Source organism: Variovorax sp. Soil_C_33 (assembly GCF_057656935.1).
Genome location: NZ_JBDGJK010000008.1, coordinates 183,396 through 199,128, shown reverse-complemented (window position 1 = coordinate 199,128; position 15,733 = coordinate 183,396). Strand labels below are relative to the sequence as shown.

14 protein-coding genes and 1 pseudogene are annotated in these 15,733 nt (G+C 66.8%); 14 read left to right on the top strand and 1 reads right to left on the bottom strand.

Annotated features, from left to right (window positions below; genetic code table 11):
• The first annotated feature begins 9 nt into the window (after positions 1 to 9).
• From AC3A6B_RS14775 to AC3A6B_RS14745, 7 genes are all read left to right on the top strand, one after another.
• Complete coding sequence (locus tag AC3A6B_RS14775) at positions 10 to 2,409, top strand: 3-hydroxyacyl-CoA dehydrogenase/enoyl-CoA hydratase family protein (RefSeq protein WP_487837439.1); 2,400 nt, start codon at positions 10 to 12, stop codon at positions 2,407 to 2,409.
• Positions 2,410 to 2,622: 213 nt separating this feature from the next.
• Entirely contained in the window at positions 2,623 to 3,819 is a 1,197-nt protein-coding gene (locus AC3A6B_RS14770; protein ID WP_487837438.1) for an acetyl-CoA C-acyltransferase, read from the top strand.
• A 45-nt stretch (positions 3,820 to 3,864) separates the two neighbouring features.
• A complete protein-coding gene (locus AC3A6B_RS14765) occupies positions 3,865 to 4,770 on the top strand; it encodes an alpha/beta hydrolase family protein (RefSeq protein ID WP_487837437.1) in 906 nt (301 codons plus the stop codon).
• 31 nt (positions 4,771 to 4,801) lie between these two features.
• Positions 4,802 to 5,632, top strand: a complete 831-nt coding sequence (locus AC3A6B_RS14760; protein ID WP_487837436.1) for an acyl-CoA thioesterase — start codon at positions 4,802 to 4,804, stop codon at positions 5,630 to 5,632.
• Between the two features lie 4 nt (positions 5,633 to 5,636).
• Positions 5,637 to 6,365 (top strand): SDR family oxidoreductase, encoded by a 729-nt coding sequence (locus AC3A6B_RS14755; protein WP_487837435.1) that lies wholly within the window; start codon positions 5,637 to 5,639, stop codon positions 6,363 to 6,365.
• A 10-nt stretch (positions 6,366 to 6,375) separates the two neighbouring features.
• Positions 6,376 to 6,975: a 2-hydroxychromene-2-carboxylate isomerase gene (locus AC3A6B_RS14750; protein ID WP_487837434.1), complete on the top strand. Its 600-nt coding sequence runs from the start codon at positions 6,376 to 6,378 to the stop codon at positions 6,973 to 6,975.
• 40 nt (positions 6,976 to 7,015) lie between these two features.
• The gene (locus AC3A6B_RS14745) at positions 7,016 to 7,780 is read left to right on the top strand and encodes an enoyl-CoA hydratase (RefSeq protein ID WP_487837433.1); all 765 of its coding nucleotides are present in this window, start codon (positions 7,016 to 7,018) and stop codon (positions 7,778 to 7,780) included.
• Positions 7,781 to 7,787: 7 nt separating this feature from the next.
• Here the strand turns inward: AC3A6B_RS14745 and AC3A6B_RS14740 are convergent, their stop codons facing one another.
• Positions 7,788 to 8,210, bottom strand: coding sequence for an acyl-CoA thioesterase (locus AC3A6B_RS14740; RefSeq protein ID WP_487837432.1), 423 nt, complete (start codon positions 8,208 to 8,210; stop codon positions 7,788 to 7,790).
• A gap of 41 nt (positions 8,211 to 8,251) precedes the next feature.
• Between AC3A6B_RS14740 and AC3A6B_RS14735 the strand changes: the two genes are divergently transcribed.
• The 7 genes and pseudogenes from AC3A6B_RS14735 (at position 8,252) to AC3A6B_RS14705 (ending at position 15,680) form a co-directional block, all read left to right on the top strand.
• Positions 8,252 to 10,084 carry an ABCB family ABC transporter ATP-binding protein/permease gene (locus AC3A6B_RS14735; RefSeq protein ID WP_487837431.1) on the top strand — a complete coding sequence of 611 codons (1,833 nt, stop codon included), beginning with the start codon at positions 8,252 to 8,254 and terminating at the stop codon, positions 10,082 to 10,084.
• Between the two features lie 32 nt (positions 10,085 to 10,116).
• Positions 10,117 to 11,054 (top strand): annotated as a pseudogene (locus AC3A6B_RS14730) (2-hydroxyacid dehydrogenase).
• A 108-nt stretch (positions 11,055 to 11,162) separates the two neighbouring features.
• Positions 11,163 to 12,143 carry a LysR substrate-binding domain-containing protein gene (locus AC3A6B_RS14725; RefSeq protein WP_487837430.1) on the top strand — a complete coding sequence of 327 codons (981 nt, stop codon included), beginning with the start codon at positions 11,163 to 11,165 and terminating at the stop codon, positions 12,141 to 12,143.
• A gap of 357 nt (positions 12,144 to 12,500) precedes the next feature.
• Positions 12,501 to 13,400, top strand: a complete 900-nt coding sequence (locus AC3A6B_RS14720; protein ID WP_487837429.1) for a transporter substrate-binding domain-containing protein — start codon at positions 12,501 to 12,503, stop codon at positions 13,398 to 13,400.
• A gap of 92 nt (positions 13,401 to 13,492) precedes the next feature.
• Positions 13,493 to 14,227, top strand: a complete 735-nt coding sequence (locus AC3A6B_RS14715; RefSeq protein ID WP_487837428.1) for an amino acid ABC transporter permease — start codon at positions 13,493 to 13,495, stop codon at positions 14,225 to 14,227.
• 1 nt (position 14,228) lies between these two features.
• A complete protein-coding gene (locus tag AC3A6B_RS14710) occupies positions 14,229 to 14,918 on the top strand; it encodes an amino acid ABC transporter permease (protein ID WP_093103900.1) in 690 nt (229 codons plus the stop codon).
• 24 nt (positions 14,919 to 14,942) lie between these two features.
• Positions 14,943 to 15,680 (top strand): amino acid ABC transporter ATP-binding protein, encoded by a 738-nt coding sequence (locus AC3A6B_RS14705; RefSeq protein ID WP_126837301.1) that lies wholly within the window; start codon positions 14,943 to 14,945, stop codon positions 15,678 to 15,680.
• The last annotated feature ends 53 nt before the right edge of the window (positions 15,681 to 15,733 follow it).

The following is a 15,733-nucleotide window of genomic DNA, read 5'->3' as shown; positions in this document are numbered from 1 at the left end:
GGAAATTCCATGTCCAGATTTCAAGTGAAGAAGGTCGCCGTGCTCGGCGCCGGCGTGATGGGCGCGCAGATCGCGGCCCATCTCGTCAATGTGCGCGTGCCGGTGGTGCTGTTCGACCTGCCGGCGAAAGACGGCCCGAAGAACGCCATCGTCACGCGTGCCGTCGACAACCTCAAGAAGCTCAAGCCGGCGCCGCTCGGCGACGCGGCCGATGCCGTGCTGATCGAGCAGGCCAACTACGAAGACGACCTCGCCAAGCTCGGCGAGTGCGACCTGGTCATCGAAGCCATCGCCGAGCGCATGGACTGGAAGCTCGATCTCTACAGGAAGATCGCGCCGCACGTCGCCAAGGACGCCATCCTGGCCTCGAACACCTCGGGCCTCTCGATCACCGAGCTCAGCGAGGCATTGCCCGAAGCGCTGAAGCCGCGCTTCTGCGGCATCCACTTCTTCAACCCGCCGCGCTACATGTTCCTGGTCGAGCTGATCAACACGCCGACCACCGAGCGCGAGGTGCTGGACCAGTTGGAAGCCTTCGTCACCAGCACGCTCGGCAAGGGCGTGGTGCGCGCCCATGACACGCCCAACTTCATCGCCAACCGCGTGGGCATCGCCGGCATGCTGGCGACGCTGAAGGAAGTCGAGAAGTTCGGCCTCACGCCCGACGTGGTGGACGACCTCACCGGCAAGAAGCTGGGCCGCGCGAGCTCGGGCACCTTCCGCACTGCCGACGTGGTGGGCCTGGACACCATGGCCCATGTCGTCAAGACGCTCCAGGACAACCTGAGCGCCGAGACCGACCCGTTCTACGCCAACTTCGCGACGCCGCCGGTGCTCGCCAAGCTGCTGGAGCTCGGCCACCTGGGGCAGAAGACCAAGGGCGGCTTCTACAAGAAGGCCGGCCGCGACATCCTGCGTTTTGATCTTGCGAAGGGCGAGTACGTGCCTTCGGGCGACAAGGCCGACGAGGTCTACGGCCGCATGCTCAAGAAGCCCGCGCCGGAGCGCCTGAAGCTGCTGCGCGAGAGCGAAGGGGCGCAGGGCCGCTTCCTCTGGGCCATCCTGCGCGACAGCTTCCACTACGCGGCCGTGCACCTCGCGACCATCGCCGAGAGCGCGCGCGACGTCGACTTCGCGATGCGCTGGGGCTTCGGCATGAAGCAGGGCCCTTTCGAGCTCTGGCAGGAAGCCGGCTGGGCGCAGGTCGCCAAGTGGATCCAGGAAGACATCGATGCCGGCGAAGCGCTTTCTGCAGCGCCGCTGCCGAAGTGGGTGTTCGAAGGTCCCGTCGCCGAAGCAGGCGGCGTGCACACGCCCGAAGGTTCGTGGAGCGCATCGCAAGGCAAGTTCGTCCCGCAACGCCGCCTGCCCGTGCGTGAGCGTCAGCTGTTCCCCGAGAGCGTGCGGGGCAGCAATGCGCCCGATGCGAACAAGGCCGGCACCACGATCCAGGACGAAGGCGACGTGCGCCTCTGGACGCTGGACGGCGAGGTGCTGATCGCGAGCATCCATTCGAAGATGCACGCCATCAGCCCCGACGTGGCCGATGCGCTGGCCGCGGGTGTCGATCTCGCCGAGCGCGAATACAAGGCGATGGTGATCTGGTCGCCCGACGAGATGTTCTCGGTCGGCGCCGACCTGCAGGCGATGCTGCCGGCCTTCGTGGTCGCCGGCATCGGCGCGGTCGAAGGTGCGGAAGAAGAGCTGCAGAACGTGATGCTCAAGATTCGTTATGCGGGCGTGCCGGTGGTTTCGGCCGTGCGCGGCATGGCGCTGGGCGGCGGCTGCGAGCTGGCCATCCATTCGGCCAGGCGCGTCGCGGCGATGGAAAGCTACATCGGCTTGGTCGAAGTCGGCGTGGGCCTGGTGCCCGGCGCCGGCGGCCTGACCTACATCGCGCGCCGCGCGGCCGAGAACGCCGAAGCCTCCACCGGCACCGATCTGCTGCCCTTCCTGACCGAAGGCTTCACCGCCGCGGCCATGGCCAAGGTCGGCACCAGCGCGCTGGAGTCGAAGAAGCTGGGCTACCTGCTCGAGAGCGACGTGATCGTGCCCAACAAGGACGAGCTGCTCTACGTCGCGCTGCAGCAGGCCAAGGCGATGGCGGACGCCGGCTGGCGCGCGCCGCTGCGCCGCCGGTTCAAGGTGGCGGGCCGCAGCGGCGCCGCGACCATCAAGGGGCAGCTGGTCAACATGCGCGACGGCGGCTTCATCAGCGAGCACGACTTCCACATCGCGAGCCTGATCGCAGGCGTGGTGACCGGTGGCGATGTCGATGCCGGCAGCCTGGTCACGGAGGAGTACCTGATGGCGTTGGAGCGCAAGGCCTTCTGTTCGCTGATCCTGCATCCCAAGACGCAGGAACGGATCATGGGGATGCTGAGTACGGGGAAGCCGTTGCGCAACTGAGCGATCCATCATGAACGCCGAGGACAACGCCTCTGGTCCCCTCTCCCGCGAACGGGAGAGGGTTAGGGTGAGGGCAAGGACCTTGCGAGAAAGCGCAACGGATGCCGAGACCCTGCTCTGGTATCACCTCAGAGACCGTCGCGAACTGCAGACCCCCACCCCAGCCCTCTCCCGCAAGCGGGAGAGGGAGCAAGACACAAAGGACCCATCGCCATGAAACAACTTCAAGACGCCTACATCGTCTCCGCCACCCGCACCCCCATCGGCCGCTCGCACCGCGGCTTCTTCCGCAATACGCGGCCCGACGATCTGCTCGCGACCACGCTGAAGGCGGCGCTCGCTGCGGTGCCGGGGCTCGATCCGAAGGCGATCGAGGACATCATCTGCGGCTGCGCGATTCCCGAGGCGCAGCAGGGCCTCAACGTGGCGCGCATCGGCGCCGTGCTCGCCGGCCTGCCGACCAGCATCGGCGGCATCACGGTCAACCGCTTCTGCGCCTCCGGCCTGTCCGCGGTGCAGATGGCGGCCGACCGCATCCGGGTCGGGGAGGCCGAGGTGATGATCGCGGCCGGCGTCGAGAGCATGAGCATGGTGCCGATGATGGGCAACGCGCCTTCGCTCTCGCCCTCGATCTTCGAGCGCGACGGCGACGTCGGCATCGCCTACGGCATGGGCCTCACGGCCGAGAAGGTGGCGCAGCAGTGGAAGGTGAGCCGCGAGGCGCAGGATGCCTTCGCGCTGCAGTCGCACCAGCGTGCACTCGCCGCGCAGCAGGCCGGCGAGTTCGCGAACGAGATCACGCCCATCGAGGTGACGGACCGCGCGCCGAATCTGGAGACCGGCGAGGCGATGGCCAAGACCCGCACCGTGAACCTCGACGAAGGCGCGCGCCCCGACACCAGCCTCGAAGGCCTGGCCAAGTTGCGCGCGGTGTTCGCCGCGCGCGGCTCGGTCACGGCGGGCAACAGCTCGCAGACTTCCGACGGCGCGGGCGCGCTGATCCTCGCGAGCGAGAGGGCCTGCAAGCAGTTCGATCTCAAGCCGCTCGCGCGCTTCGTGAGCTTCGCGAGCAAGGGAGTGCCGCCGCACATCATGGGCATCGGCCCGATCGAGGCGATTCCGGCGGCGCTGCGCTACGCCGGCCTCACGCAGGACGCGATCGACTGGATCGAGCTCAACGAAGCCTTTGCCGCGCAGTCGCTGGCGGTAATGAACACGCTGGGCCTCGACCCGGCCAAGGTCAACCCGATGGGCGGCGCGATCGCGCTGGGCCATCCGCTGGGTGCGACTGGCGCCATTCGCTCGGCAACCGTGATCCACGCGCTGCAGCGCAAGAAGCTCAAGTACGGCATGGTCACGATGTGCGTGGGCATGGGGCAGGGCGCAGCCGGGATCTTTGAACGCGTCTGACGGTCCGAGCCGGTGCTTGCTCGAAGAGAAAATAAGGAGACAAGCGTGAGACAAGAGACATTGCAACTGGACGACGGCACGCAGCTCGCGCTGCGGATCTACGAGCCCATCGGCCCGCAGCGCGCCAGCGTCGTGATCGGCGGCGCGATGGGCGTGCGCCAGGCTTTCTACGAGCCCTTCGCGCGCTGGCTGACGCAGGAGGGCATCCGCGTCTGGACCTTCGACTATCGTGGCTCGGGTGACTCGCGGCCTGCGACCGCCGGCGGCTCGCTGCGCGGTTTCGAGGCCGACCTGTTCGACTGGGCGCGCGACTATGAAGCCGTGATCGACGCCGCCAAGGCCGCGCGCTCCGACCGGCCGCTCTACCTGCTGGGCCACAGCCTGGGCGCGCAGCTGCCGGGCTTTTTCGAGCGGCCGCAGCAGGTCGACGGCCTCATCGGCATCGCGGCGGGCAGCGGCTACTGGCGCGAGAACGCGCCGCGCCTGAAGCGCAGCATCCTCTACTTCTGGTTCTTCCTGGTGCCGCTGGTCACGCGGCTCTGGGGCTACTTTCCGGGACGCAAGCTCAGGAAGGTGGGCGACCTGCCGCGCGGCGTGATCCTGCAATGGCGGCGCTGGTGCCTGAACCCGCGCTACAGCCTCGGTGCCGAGGGCGATGCGGCCGCCCGCAGCTACGGGCGCGTGCGCTTCCCGGTGCTGGCCCTGTCGATGACCGACGACGAGCTCATGACGCTCGAAGGCACCGAAAGCCTGCTGAGCTTCTATGCCGGCGCGCCGCGCGCGGTGCAGCGCATCGCGCCGGCCGACGTGCAGGCTCGCCAGATCGGGCATTTCGGCTTCTTCCGCGAGCAGTTCAGCCTGAGCCTGTGGCCGCGCCTGGCCGACAGCCTGCACCGGCTCGCGGCGCTGACCGCTGCAGCGCCGGCGGGCGTCCCGCACACGACTGCATGAGCCGGCATCACGGAGGCACACTGCGACGATCATGAGCACACATCCCCTGGACAAGGCCCTCGCGCTCGCGCACAGCGACATCCGCGCCGGGCACTTCACCGGCGCCACGAGCCCGGACTACTGGAACATGGTCGGGCCCTTCGGGGGCACGACCGCGGCGGTGATGCTGCAGGCGGTGCTGAAGCATCCGGAACTGCTCGGCGCGCCGGTGGCGCTGACGGTGAATTACGCCGCGGCGCTCGAGGCGGGCGCCTTCGAGGTGCTGGCGACACCGGTGCGCACCAACCGCTCGACGCAGCACTGGACCATGCTGATGTCGCAGGCCGGCGCCGACGGCCAGCCGCATGTCACGACCACCGCGACCGCGGTCACGGCCCTGCGCCGCGAGACCTGGGGCGCCAACGATCTGCCGATGCCCGAGGTGCCGTCGCCCGAAGAGGTCGAGCGCCTGAGCATCGGCCCGGCGCGCGTGGCCTGGATCTCGCAGTACGAGATGCGTCCGATCAGCGGCGCGATTCCATCCAAGTGGGACGGCAGCGGCGATCACAGCGAAACGCGCATGTGGCTGAGGGATGCGCAGCCGCGTCCGCTCGACTTCGCCTCGCTCGCCGCCTTGAGCGACACCTTCTATCCGCGCGTCTGGCTGCGCCGCGCCAAGCCGGTGCCGATCGGCACCGTGTCGATCACGACGTACTTCCATGCCGACGCAAGGCACCTGGCGGAGGTCGGCCACGGCTACCTGCTGGGCCGTGCGACGGGGCAACAGTTCCAGAACGGCTATTTCGACCAGTCGGCGCAGCTGTGGAGCGAGGCGGGCGCGCTGCTGGCCACCAGCAATCAGATCGTCTACTTCAAGGAATGACCGAATGACGACCAGCAGAGCAGCCCTGATCGTCGGCGCCGGCGACGCCACCGGCGGCGCCATCGCTCGCCGCTTCGCGCGCGAAGGCTACGCCGCCTGCGTCACGCGCCGCAACCTGGACAAGCTGCAGCCACTGGTCGCGCAGATCGAAGCCGAGGGCGGCACTGCGCATGCCTTCGCCAGCGACGCGCGCAAGGAAGAGGAAGTGGTCGCGCTCATCGAGCAGATCGAGTCGACCATCGGGCCGATCGAGGTGCTGGTGTTCAACATCGGCGCCAACGTGCCAGAGAGCATCCTGAGCGAAACCGCGCGCAAGTACTTCAAGGTCTGGGAGATGGCCTGCTTCTCCGGCTTCCTCAACGGGCGCGAAGTCGCCAAGCGCATGGTGGCGCGCCAACGCGGCACCATCCTCTTCACCGGCGCCACGGCCTCGCTGCGCGGCAGCGCCAACTTCGGTGCCTTCTCGGGCGCCAAGATGGCCTTGCGCGCGCTGGCCCAGAGCATGGCGCGCGAGCTCGGCCCGCGCGGCATCCACGTGGCGCACACGGTGATCGACGGCGCCATAGACACCGAGTTCATCAGCAGCAATTTCCCCGAGCGCTATGCGCTGAAGGCGGAGGACGGCATCCTCAACCCCGAGCACATCGCCGACGCCTACTGGATGCTGCACGCGCAGCCGCGCGATGCCTGGACCCACGAGCTCGACCTGCGCCCGTGGTCCGAGAAGTTCTGAGGAGACCGGCATGACGACAACGCGAGCAGTGGAGTTCTATTTCGACTTCGGCAGCCCCGCTTCCTACCTGGCCGCCACCCAGCTGCCGCACCTGTGCGCAGACATCGGCGCCGAGCTGGTGTGGAAGCCGATGCTGCTGGGCGGCGTGTTCCAGGCCACCGGCAACCAGTCGCCGGCCGCCATTGCGGCCAAGGGCCCCTACGTGTTCGAGGACCTCGCGCGTTTCGCGCGGCGCTATGGCGTGCCCCTGCAGCGGAATCCGCACTTCCCGATCAACACACTGCTGCTGATGCGCGGTGCCATCGGCATGCAGATGCGCGAGCCGGAGCGCTTTCGCGCGTACGTCGATGCCGTGTACCACGCGATGTGGGTCGAGCCTTGCAATCTCAACGACCCGGCCACGCTCGCTGCCGCCCTGGCCGGCGCGGGCTTCGACCCGGCATCGATGATCGCGCTGGCCAACGCGCAGGAGGTCAAGGACCGCCTCAAGGCCCAGACCGAAGAAGCCGTGCGGCGCGGCGTGTTCGGCGCGCCCACCATGTTCGTCGGCGATCAAATGTTCTGGGGCCAAGACCGGCTCGATTTCGTGCGCGAGGCACTCGGCGCCTGATCGCCCCGATACTTTCATCTCTTTGCAGCAAGGAACTCCCATGAGCGACATCCTCGTCCACACCGAAGCCGGTGTGATGACCCTCACCTTCAACCGCCTCGACAAGAAGAACTCGATCACCCGCGCGATGTATGCCGAGCTCGCCGATGCGCTGGCCAAGGCCGCCGAAGACGGCGCGGTGCGCGCCGCGCTGATCCAGGGCGACGCCACCATCTTCAGCGCCGGCAACGACATCGGCGACTTCCTGGAAGCGCCGCCCTCGACGCCGGAGTCGCCGGTGTTCCGCTTCCTGCACGGCATCGCAACCTTCCCGAAGCCGCTCGTGGCGGCGGTCTGCGGCCCGGCCGTGGGGATCGGCACCACGATGCTGTTCCATTGCGACCTGGTCTACGCGGGCGACAACGCGGCCTTCTCGATGCCCTTCGTCAACCTGGGCCTGTGCCCCGAGGCGGCCTCCAGCCTGCTGGTGCCCCAGATGCTGGGCTACCACCGCGCGGCCGAGGCGCTGCTTCTGGGCGAGCCCTTCATGGCCGAGGCGGCGCTCGAGGTCGGCCTGGTCAACCGCGTGGTGCCGCCCACCGAAGCCAACGCCATCGCCCAGGCGCAGGCGCGCAAGCTGGCGGCCAAGCCGCTCACGGCACTGATCGAGACCAAGCGCCTGATGAAGAAGTCGCAGCAGCCGGCCGTGCTCGAACGCATGGGCGAAGAAGGCCAGAGCTTCGGCCGCATGCTCCGCGAGCCGGCGGCGCGCGAGGCCTTCACGGCCTTCATGGAAAAGCGGCGGCCGGATTTCTCGAAGGTCTGAGGCGCGCTCAGTCCTTCACGATGGGCCTTGGCCGCCCGTTGTCGTCGATCGCGACATAGGTGAAGGTGGCCTCGGTCACCTTGATATATTCGCCCTGGGCCTTGAAGCGCTCGGCGAACACCTCGACCGTGACCGTGACCGAGGTGCGCCCGACGCGCACCAGCTTCGAATAGAAGGACAGGATGTCGCCCAGCCGCACCGGCTGCTTGAAGACGAATTCGTTGACCGCGACGGTCGCCATGCGGCCCTTGGCATAGCGGGCCGGGATCACGGACCCGGCCAGGTCGCATTGCGCCATGACCCAGCCGCCGAAGATGTCGCCGTTGGCGTTGACGTCGGCCGGCAGCGGAATCACCTTGAGCACCAGCTCCATGTCGGCGGGCAGGCTCTTGAGGGTGGCAGCCACATTGGCGCTTGGAGATTCGGACATGGGCACAATCTGAGAACAACAAACAGCCACGATTGTCTCCGATGCGCCGCAGCGGCGAAGCCCTTTCCTCTCCCCACCCCGTCTCCGCGGGCCAGCCCGCGCGCAGCGATCGCTCCGACTGGGCCACCCTGCGGCGCCTGTTCCCCTACCTGTGGCGCTACAAGTGGCGCGTGATGGCGGCGCTTGCCTTCATGGTGGGCGCCAAGGTCGCGAACGTCGGCGTGCCGGTGCTGCTCAAGAACCTGGTCGACACCATGACGCCCAAGCCGGACATGGCGCAGGCGCTGCTGGTGGTGCCGATCGCGCTCTTGGTGGCCTACGGGCTGCTGCGCTTTTCGACCTCGCTGTTCGGCGAGCTGCGCGAGCTGGTCTTCGCCAAGGCGACCGAGGGCGCGGCGCGCAGCATCTCGCTGGAGGTGTTCCGCCACCTGCATGCGCTGTCGCTGCGCTTCCACCTCGAGCGGCAGACCGGCGGCATGACGCGCGACATCGAACGCGGCACGCGCGGCGTGCATTCGCTGATCTCGATGTCGCTCTACAGCATCGTGCCGACCATCATCGAGCTGACGCTGGTGCTGACCATTCTGGGTGTCAAGTTCGATGCGCTCTTCGTCTGGATCACCGGGGTCGCGCTGCTGCTCTACATCGTCTTCACCGTCACGGTGACCGAATGGCGCACGCAGTTCCGCAAGACCATGAACGAGCTCGACTCGGTGGCGCAGAGCCGCGCCGTCGACTCCCTGCTGAACTACGAGACCGTCAAGTACTTCAACAACGAGGAGTTCGAGGCCGGGCGCTACGACGCCAGCCTGGACCGCTACCGGAAGGCGGCCATCAAGAGCCAGCGCACCCTCTCCATGCTCAATACCGGCCAGCAGCTGCTGATCGCGGTCAGCCTGGTGCTGATGCTGTGGCGCGCGACGGCCGGCGTGGTCGAGGGGCGCATGACCCTGGGCGACCTGGTCATGGTCAACGCCTTCATGATCCAGCTCTACATCCCGCTCAACTTCCTGGGCGTGATCTACCGCGAGATCAAGCAGAGCCTGACCGACCTCGACAAGATGTTCGTGCTGATGGAAAAGGAGCGCGAGGTGCGCGATGCGCCGGACGCGAAGCCCTTGGCAGGCATCGATTCGACCGTGCGCTTCGAGGACGTGAGCTTCGCCTACGAGGCCGCGCGGCCTATCCTCAAACATGTGAGCTTCGAGATCCCGGCCGGCAAGACGGTGGCCGTGGTCGGCCCCTCGGGCTCGGGCAAGTCCACGCTGGCGCGGCTGCTCTACCGCTTCTACGACGTCCAGCAAGGCCGCATCACGATCGGCGGCGAAGACATCCGAGAAGTCAAGCAGGCCAGCGTGCGGCAGGCCATCGGCATCGTGCCGCAGGACACCGTGCTCTTCAACGACACCGTCGAATACAACATCGCCTACGGCCGGCCGGGCGCCAGCCGCGCCGAGGTGGAAGAGGCAGCACGCGCGGCGCGCATCCACGACTTCATCGCCGCCACGCCCAAGGGCTACGAAACCACGGTCGGCGAGCGCGGCCTCAAGCTCTCGGGCGGCGAGAAGCAGCGCGTGGCGATCGCGCGCACGCTGCTGAAGAACCCGCCGATCGTGATCTTCGACGAAGCCACTTCGGCGCTCGACTCGGCCAACGAGCGTGCGATCCAGTCCGAGCTCAAGAGCGCGGCGCAGAACAAGACCACGCTGGTGATCGCGCACCGTCTCTCGACCGTGGTCGACGCGCACGAGATCCTCGTGCTCGAAGGCGGCGTCATCGTCGAGCGCGGCACGCACGCGGCCCTGCTCGCGCAGCAGGGCAAGTACGCGCAGATGTGGGCCCTTCAGAAGATCGAGGCCCAGCCGGTTCTTTGAACTCTTTTTACTGATCCAGGAGCGATTCGAGAATGTCCGAGAAGATTCCCCTGCTGGTGCTCAACAGCCTGTCGAGCGCCCACCAGGCCCAGATTGCCGCGGTCTACGACATGCGCTATGCGCCCACCCCCGCCGAGCGCGCCGCCGCAATCGCCGCGCAGGGCGCGAAGTACCGCGCGGTGCTGACCATCGGCGTGATCGGCCTCACGCCCCAGGAGCTGGAAGCGATGCCGAAGGTCGAGCTCATCTGCGCGATGGGCGCCGGCTACGAGGCTTGCCGCTCGAGGCGGCGCGTGCGCGCGGCATCGCGCTCGCCAACGGCGCCGGCACCAACGACGACTGCGTGGCCGACCACGCCTTCGGCCTCCTGATCGGCGTGGTGCGCGGCATCCGCACGCTCGACAGGCTGTGCCGCGACGGCGTGTGGCGCGAAGAGATCCCGCAGCCACCCAATGTCTCGGGCAAGCGTCTCGGCATCCTGGGCCTGGGCACCATCGGCCAGAAGATCGCCAGGCGCGCCGCGGGCTTCGACATGGAGATCGGCTACCACAACCGCAAGCCGCGCGAGGGCGCGGCGCACCGCTACTTCGACAGCCTGAAGGCGCTGGCCGAGTGGTGCGACGTGCTGGTGGTCGCGACGCCGGGCGGGCCGGGCACGCGGCACATGGTCGATGCCGGCATCCTCGATGCGCTGGGGCCGCAGGGCTTCCTGGTCAACATCTCGCGCGGCAGCGTGGTCGACACCGAGGCGCTCGCGGCCGCGCTGCGCGACAAGCGCATCGCCGGCGCCGGCCTCGATGTCTACGAAAGCGAGCCGAAGCGCCCCGAGCCGCTGATAGGCCTCGACAACGTGCTGCTCACGCCGCACATGGCGGGCTGGTCGCCGGAGGCGACGCAGGCCTCGGTGGACCGCTTCATGGCCAACGCCGAAGGGCACTTCTCGGGGCGGGGCGTGGTGTCACCGATTTAGGCGGCGGACACTGTCGGCGCCGGGCCGCCCCAAGGCGGCCGAGCCTCCCCCTCGGAGGTGGCGCAGCACACGAAGTGGCAAGCCGAGGGGCAGACATAATCCGCGTTCATGGAAACCAAGTGGCTTGAAGACTTCGTCAGCCTTGCCGAGACCCGCAGCTTCAGCCGCTCGGCACAATTGCGTCATGTGACCCAACCCGCCTTCTCGCGCCGCATCCAGGCGCTCGAAGGCTGGGCCGGCACCGACCTGGTCGACCGCAGCTCCTATCCCACGCGCCTCACGCCCGCCGGCCAGACCTTGTACGGCCAGGCCATCGAGATGCTGCAGGCGCTGCAAAGCACGCGCGCCATGCTGCGCGGCCACTCGGCCGCGGCGCAGGACGTGATCGAGTTCGCGGTGCCGCACACGCTGGCCTTCACTTTCTTCCCGGCCTGGGTCACGAGCCTGCGCGAACAGTTCGGGCCGATGAAGAGCCGGCTCATCGCGCTCAACGTGCACGACGCCGTGCTGCGGCTGGTCGAAGGCAGCTGCGATCTGCTGATCGCCTACAACCATCCTTCGCAGCCGCTGCCGCTGGACGCGACGCGCTACGAGATGGTGAGCCTCGGCCAGGAGGTGGTCGCGCCCTGGGTCAAGCCCGATGCCGACGGCGCGCCGCGCTACCGCCTGCCGGGCCGGCCCGGCCAGCCGCTGCCCTACCTGGGCTATGCGCCCGGCGCCTACCTGGGCCGCGTGGTCGACCAGCTGCTCAAGGAATCCGACACCGCCATCCACCTCGATCGCGTCTACGAGACCGACATGGCCGAGGGTCTCAAGGTGATGGCGCTCGAAGGTCACGGCATCGCCTTCCTGCCGCAGAGCGCGGTGCGAAGGGAAGTGCGCGCCCGCACGCTGGTGAGTGCCTTGCCGCCGGAGATCGAGAGCCTGGAGGCGACGATGGAAATCCGCGCCTACCGCGAGCGGCCCGCCGCGGCCGCGCCGGCCAAGGCCGGTGGGCGCGCGGCCAAGGCCGATGCGGGCGGCCCGCGCGCCAAGGGCACGGTCGAGGCGCTGTGGGCCTATCTGGTCGGAACCCAGCCGGCGCCCTGAATCGAAGCCGGGGACTTTGTGCACTGCACAAATCTATGACGCGGCGGCATGTCCACCTCCGCATTGCGCATTTGCCTCCGCAAGAGGCCGGCCCTACAGTCGGGCCCCAGGTTTTGCTGTCGCACATGATTTGGAGGCACGCGAGCGCGTGCTTTTTTTTGGCCGCGCCTCGGGCACAAAGGCTGCTAAGCCATAGGCGATCACGGCGAAACCAAAGCGACGCACCAGCGCGGGACTCTTGCACGCTCGGCATGTCTGCCATCGGTGCAGAGCGCACCGGGTTGGCCCGGGTATCCCGCACAATGCGAGTGTCTAGAATTTCGACGTATCTCTCTCAGTCACACAGGAGTTTTCCAAATGAAGAAGCAAGTATTGGCAATGGCAGTGATGGCGCTCGTCGCAGGCGGCGCTTTCGCGCAGGCCAATGACACCCTGGCGAAGATCAAGGCCTCAGGCGTCATCACCGAGGGCGTGCGCGAGTCCTCCGGCCTTTCCTATACGCTGGGCGGCGGCCAGTACACCGGCTTCCACTACGACATTTGCGCCAACATCATCAAGGACCTCGAGAAGGTCGTCGGCAAGAAGCTGGAAACCAAGTACCAGCCCGTGACCTCGCAGAACCGCATCCCCCTGGTGCAGAACGGCACCGTCGACCTCGAGTGCGGCTCCACCACCAATAACGCCACGCGCCAGAAGGACGTTGCCTTCGCCGTCACCACCTACGTCGAAGAAGTGCGCATCGCCGTCAAGGCCAACTCGGGCATCAACAAGATCGCCGACCTGAACGGCAAGACAGTTGCCACCACCACCGGCACCACCTCGGTCCAGACGCTGCGCAAGAACGAGCGCGCCACCGGCGTCGACTTCAAGGAGCTCTACGGCAAGGACCACTCCGACAGCTTCCTGCTGCTCGAATCGGGCCGCGCCGATGCCTTCGTGATGGACGGCTCGATCCTCGCCTCCAACATCGCCAAGTCGAAGAACCCGGCCGACTTCAAGATCGTCGGCGAAGTGCTGAGCGTCGAGCCGATCGCAATCATGATCCGCAAGGACGACCCGGCCTTCAAGAAGGCGGTCGACGACAGCATCAAGGCGCAGATCAAGTCGGGCGAGCTCAACAAGCTCTGGGACAAGTGGTTCCTGCAGCCGATCCCGCCGTCGAACGTCAAGATCGGCCTGGCCCTGTCGGACGCCACCAAGAACGCGTGGGCGAACCCGAACGACAAGCCGATGGAAGACTACGCGGCGAAGAAGTAATCCAAGCGCCCGTCGCAGCGCAACGCCCGCCACCCCTGGCGGGCGTTTGTTTTATCGCGACATAACAACAGTCAGGAAAAAGGAGAGTCCCGATGGGATCGAACTGGGATTGGCAGGTCTTCTTGCAAGACCCCGGGGGGAAGTACCCGACGTACTGGGAATGGATGCTGTCGGCCTGGGGCTGGACCGTGTCCGTGGCCCTCTTGGCATTGATCGTTGCGCTCGTGCTGGGCTCGCTGATCGGCATCATCCGCACCTTGCCCGACAGCCCCTGGCTGATCCGCTTCGGCAACGCGTGGGTTGAGCTCTTCCGCAACATCCCGCTCCTGGTGCAGATCTTCCTCTGGTACCACGTGATCCCGGCGCTGGTGCCGGCAATGAAGGACGTGCCCAGCTTCATCCTGGTGGTGCTCGCGCTGGGCTTCTTCACCTCGGCGCGGATCGCCGAGCAGGTGCGCTCCGGCATCCAGGCGCTGCCCAAGGGCCAGCGCTACGCGGGCATGGCGGTGGGCTTCACGACGCCGCAGTACTACCGCTACGTGATCCTGCCGATGGCCTACCGCATCATCATCCCGCCGCTCACGAGCGAGACGATGAACATCTTCAAGAATTCGTCGGTGGCCTTCGCGGTGTCGGTGACCGAGCTCACCATGTTCGCGATGCAGGCGCAGGAGGAAACCTCGCGCGGCATCGAGGTCTACCTGGCCGTCACGGCGCTCTACGTGGTCTCGGCCTTCGCGATCAACCGGCTGATGGCGTACATCGAGAAGAAGACCCGCGTGCCGGGCTTCATCGTCTCGGCCAACGCCGGCGGCGGAGGACACTGACATGATGAATCTCGACCTGTCCTTCTACAACTGGGACGTCATCAGCAACTTCGTCGTCAAGGGCTTCTACTTCAGCATCATGCTGACCATCGTCGCCACCATCGGCGGCGTGATCTTCGGCACCATCCTGGCGTTGATGCGGTTGTCGGGCAAGAAGTGGCTCGATGCGCCCGCTGCCGTCTACGTCAACGGCATGCGCAGCATTCCGCTGGTGATGGTGATCCTGTGGTTCTTCCTGCTGGTGCCGGGCTCGTTCTACGCGTCCTTCGGTTCGATCGGCAGCAACTACCGCTCCGAGATCTCGGCCGTGATCACCTTTATCGCGTTCGAGGCGGCCTACTTCAGCGAGATCATGCGCGCGGGCATCCAGTCGATCCCGCGCGGCCAGGTCTACGCCGGCCAGGCGGTGGGCATGACCTACGGCCAGAACATGAAGCTGGTGGTGCTGCCGCAGGCCTTCCGCAACATGCTGCCGGTGCTGCTCACGCAGACCATCATCCTGTTCCAGGACACCTCGCTGGTCTACGCCATCGGCGCCTACGACATGCTCAAGGGCTTCGAGACCGCGGGCAAGAACTTCGGCCGCCCGATCGAGGCCTACCTGCTCGCTGCGGTCGTGTACTTCATCATGTGTTATGCCTTGTCCTGGCTCGTCAAACGCCTGCACAAGAAAATCGCCATCATCCGCTGAAGGAGAGAAAAGATGTCCGACAAAATGATCGAAATCAAGAACGTTTCCAAGTGGTATGGCCCGGTGCAGGTGCTCCAGGACTGCTCGGTCGACATCGCCAAGGGCGACGTGGTGGTGGTGTGCGGGCCCTCGGGCTCCGGCAAGTCCACGCTCATCAAGACGGTGAACGCGCTCGAGCCCTTCCAGAAGGGCGAGATCACGGTCAACGGCATTCCGCTGCACGACCCGAAGACCAACCTGCCGAAGCTGCGTTCCAAGGTCGGCATGGTGTTCCAGCACTTCGAGCTGTTCCCGCACCTGTCGGTGACCGAGAACCTCACGATCGCGCAGATCAAGGTGCTGGGCCGCAGCGCCGATGAGGCCAAGACCCGCGGCTTGAAGATGCTCGACCGCGTGGGCTTGATGGCGCACAAGGACAAGTACCCCGGCCAGCTCTCGGGCGGCCAGCAGCAGCGCGTGGCGATCGCGCGCGCGCTCAGCATGGACCCGATCGTGATGCTGTTCGACGAGCCGACCTCGGCGCTCGACCCCGAGATGGTCGGCGAAGTGCTGGACGTGATGGTGGCGCTGGCCAAGGAAGGCATGACCATGATGGTGGTCACCCACGAGATGGGCTTTGCCCGCAAGGTGGCCAACCGGGTGATCTTCATCGACGTCGGCGGGCGCATCCTCGAGGACTGCTCGAAGGACGAGTTCTTCAGTCATCCCGAGAATCGCCAGCCGCGCACCAAGGATTTTTTGAACAAGATCCTGGCGCACTGAACGCCCATTACCAACAAAAAAGCCCCGCAATGCGGGGCTTTTTTGTTCCTGGG

Coding starts and splice junctions, on each gene's coding strand:
- AC3A6B_RS14715 (WP_487837428.1), top strand. CDS start 13,493: ATGGGATCGAACTGGGATTGGCAGGTCTTCTTGCAAGACCCCGGGGGG.
- AC3A6B_RS14745 (WP_487837433.1), top strand. CDS start 7,016: ATGAGCGACATCCTCGTCCACACCGAAGCCGGTGTGATGACCCTCACC.
- AC3A6B_RS14760 (WP_487837436.1), top strand. CDS start 4,802: ATGAGCACACATCCCCTGGACAAGGCCCTCGCGCTCGCGCACAGCGAC.
- AC3A6B_RS14775 (WP_487837439.1), top strand. CDS start 10: ATGTCCAGATTTCAAGTGAAGAAGGTCGCCGTGCTCGGCGCCGGCGTG.
- AC3A6B_RS14725 (WP_487837430.1), top strand. CDS start 11,163: ATGGAAACCAAGTGGCTTGAAGACTTCGTCAGCCTTGCCGAGACCCGC.
- AC3A6B_RS14740 (WP_487837432.1), bottom strand. CDS start 8,210: ATGTCCGAATCTCCAAGCGCCAATGTGGCTGCCACCCTCAAGAGCCTG.
- AC3A6B_RS14735 (WP_487837431.1), top strand. CDS start 8,252: ATGCGCCGCAGCGGCGAAGCCCTTTCCTCTCCCCACCCCGTCTCCGCG.
- AC3A6B_RS14710 (WP_093103900.1), top strand. CDS start 14,229: ATGATGAATCTCGACCTGTCCTTCTACAACTGGGACGTCATCAGCAAC.
- AC3A6B_RS14720 (WP_487837429.1), top strand. CDS start 12,501: ATGAAGAAGCAAGTATTGGCAATGGCAGTGATGGCGCTCGTCGCAGGC.
- AC3A6B_RS14770 (WP_487837438.1), top strand. CDS start 2,623: ATGAAACAACTTCAAGACGCCTACATCGTCTCCGCCACCCGCACCCCC.
- AC3A6B_RS14750 (WP_487837434.1), top strand. CDS start 6,376: ATGACGACAACGCGAGCAGTGGAGTTCTATTTCGACTTCGGCAGCCCC.
- AC3A6B_RS14755 (WP_487837435.1), top strand. CDS start 5,637: ATGACGACCAGCAGAGCAGCCCTGATCGTCGGCGCCGGCGACGCCACC.
- AC3A6B_RS14705 (WP_126837301.1), top strand. CDS start 14,943: ATGATCGAAATCAAGAACGTTTCCAAGTGGTATGGCCCGGTGCAGGTG.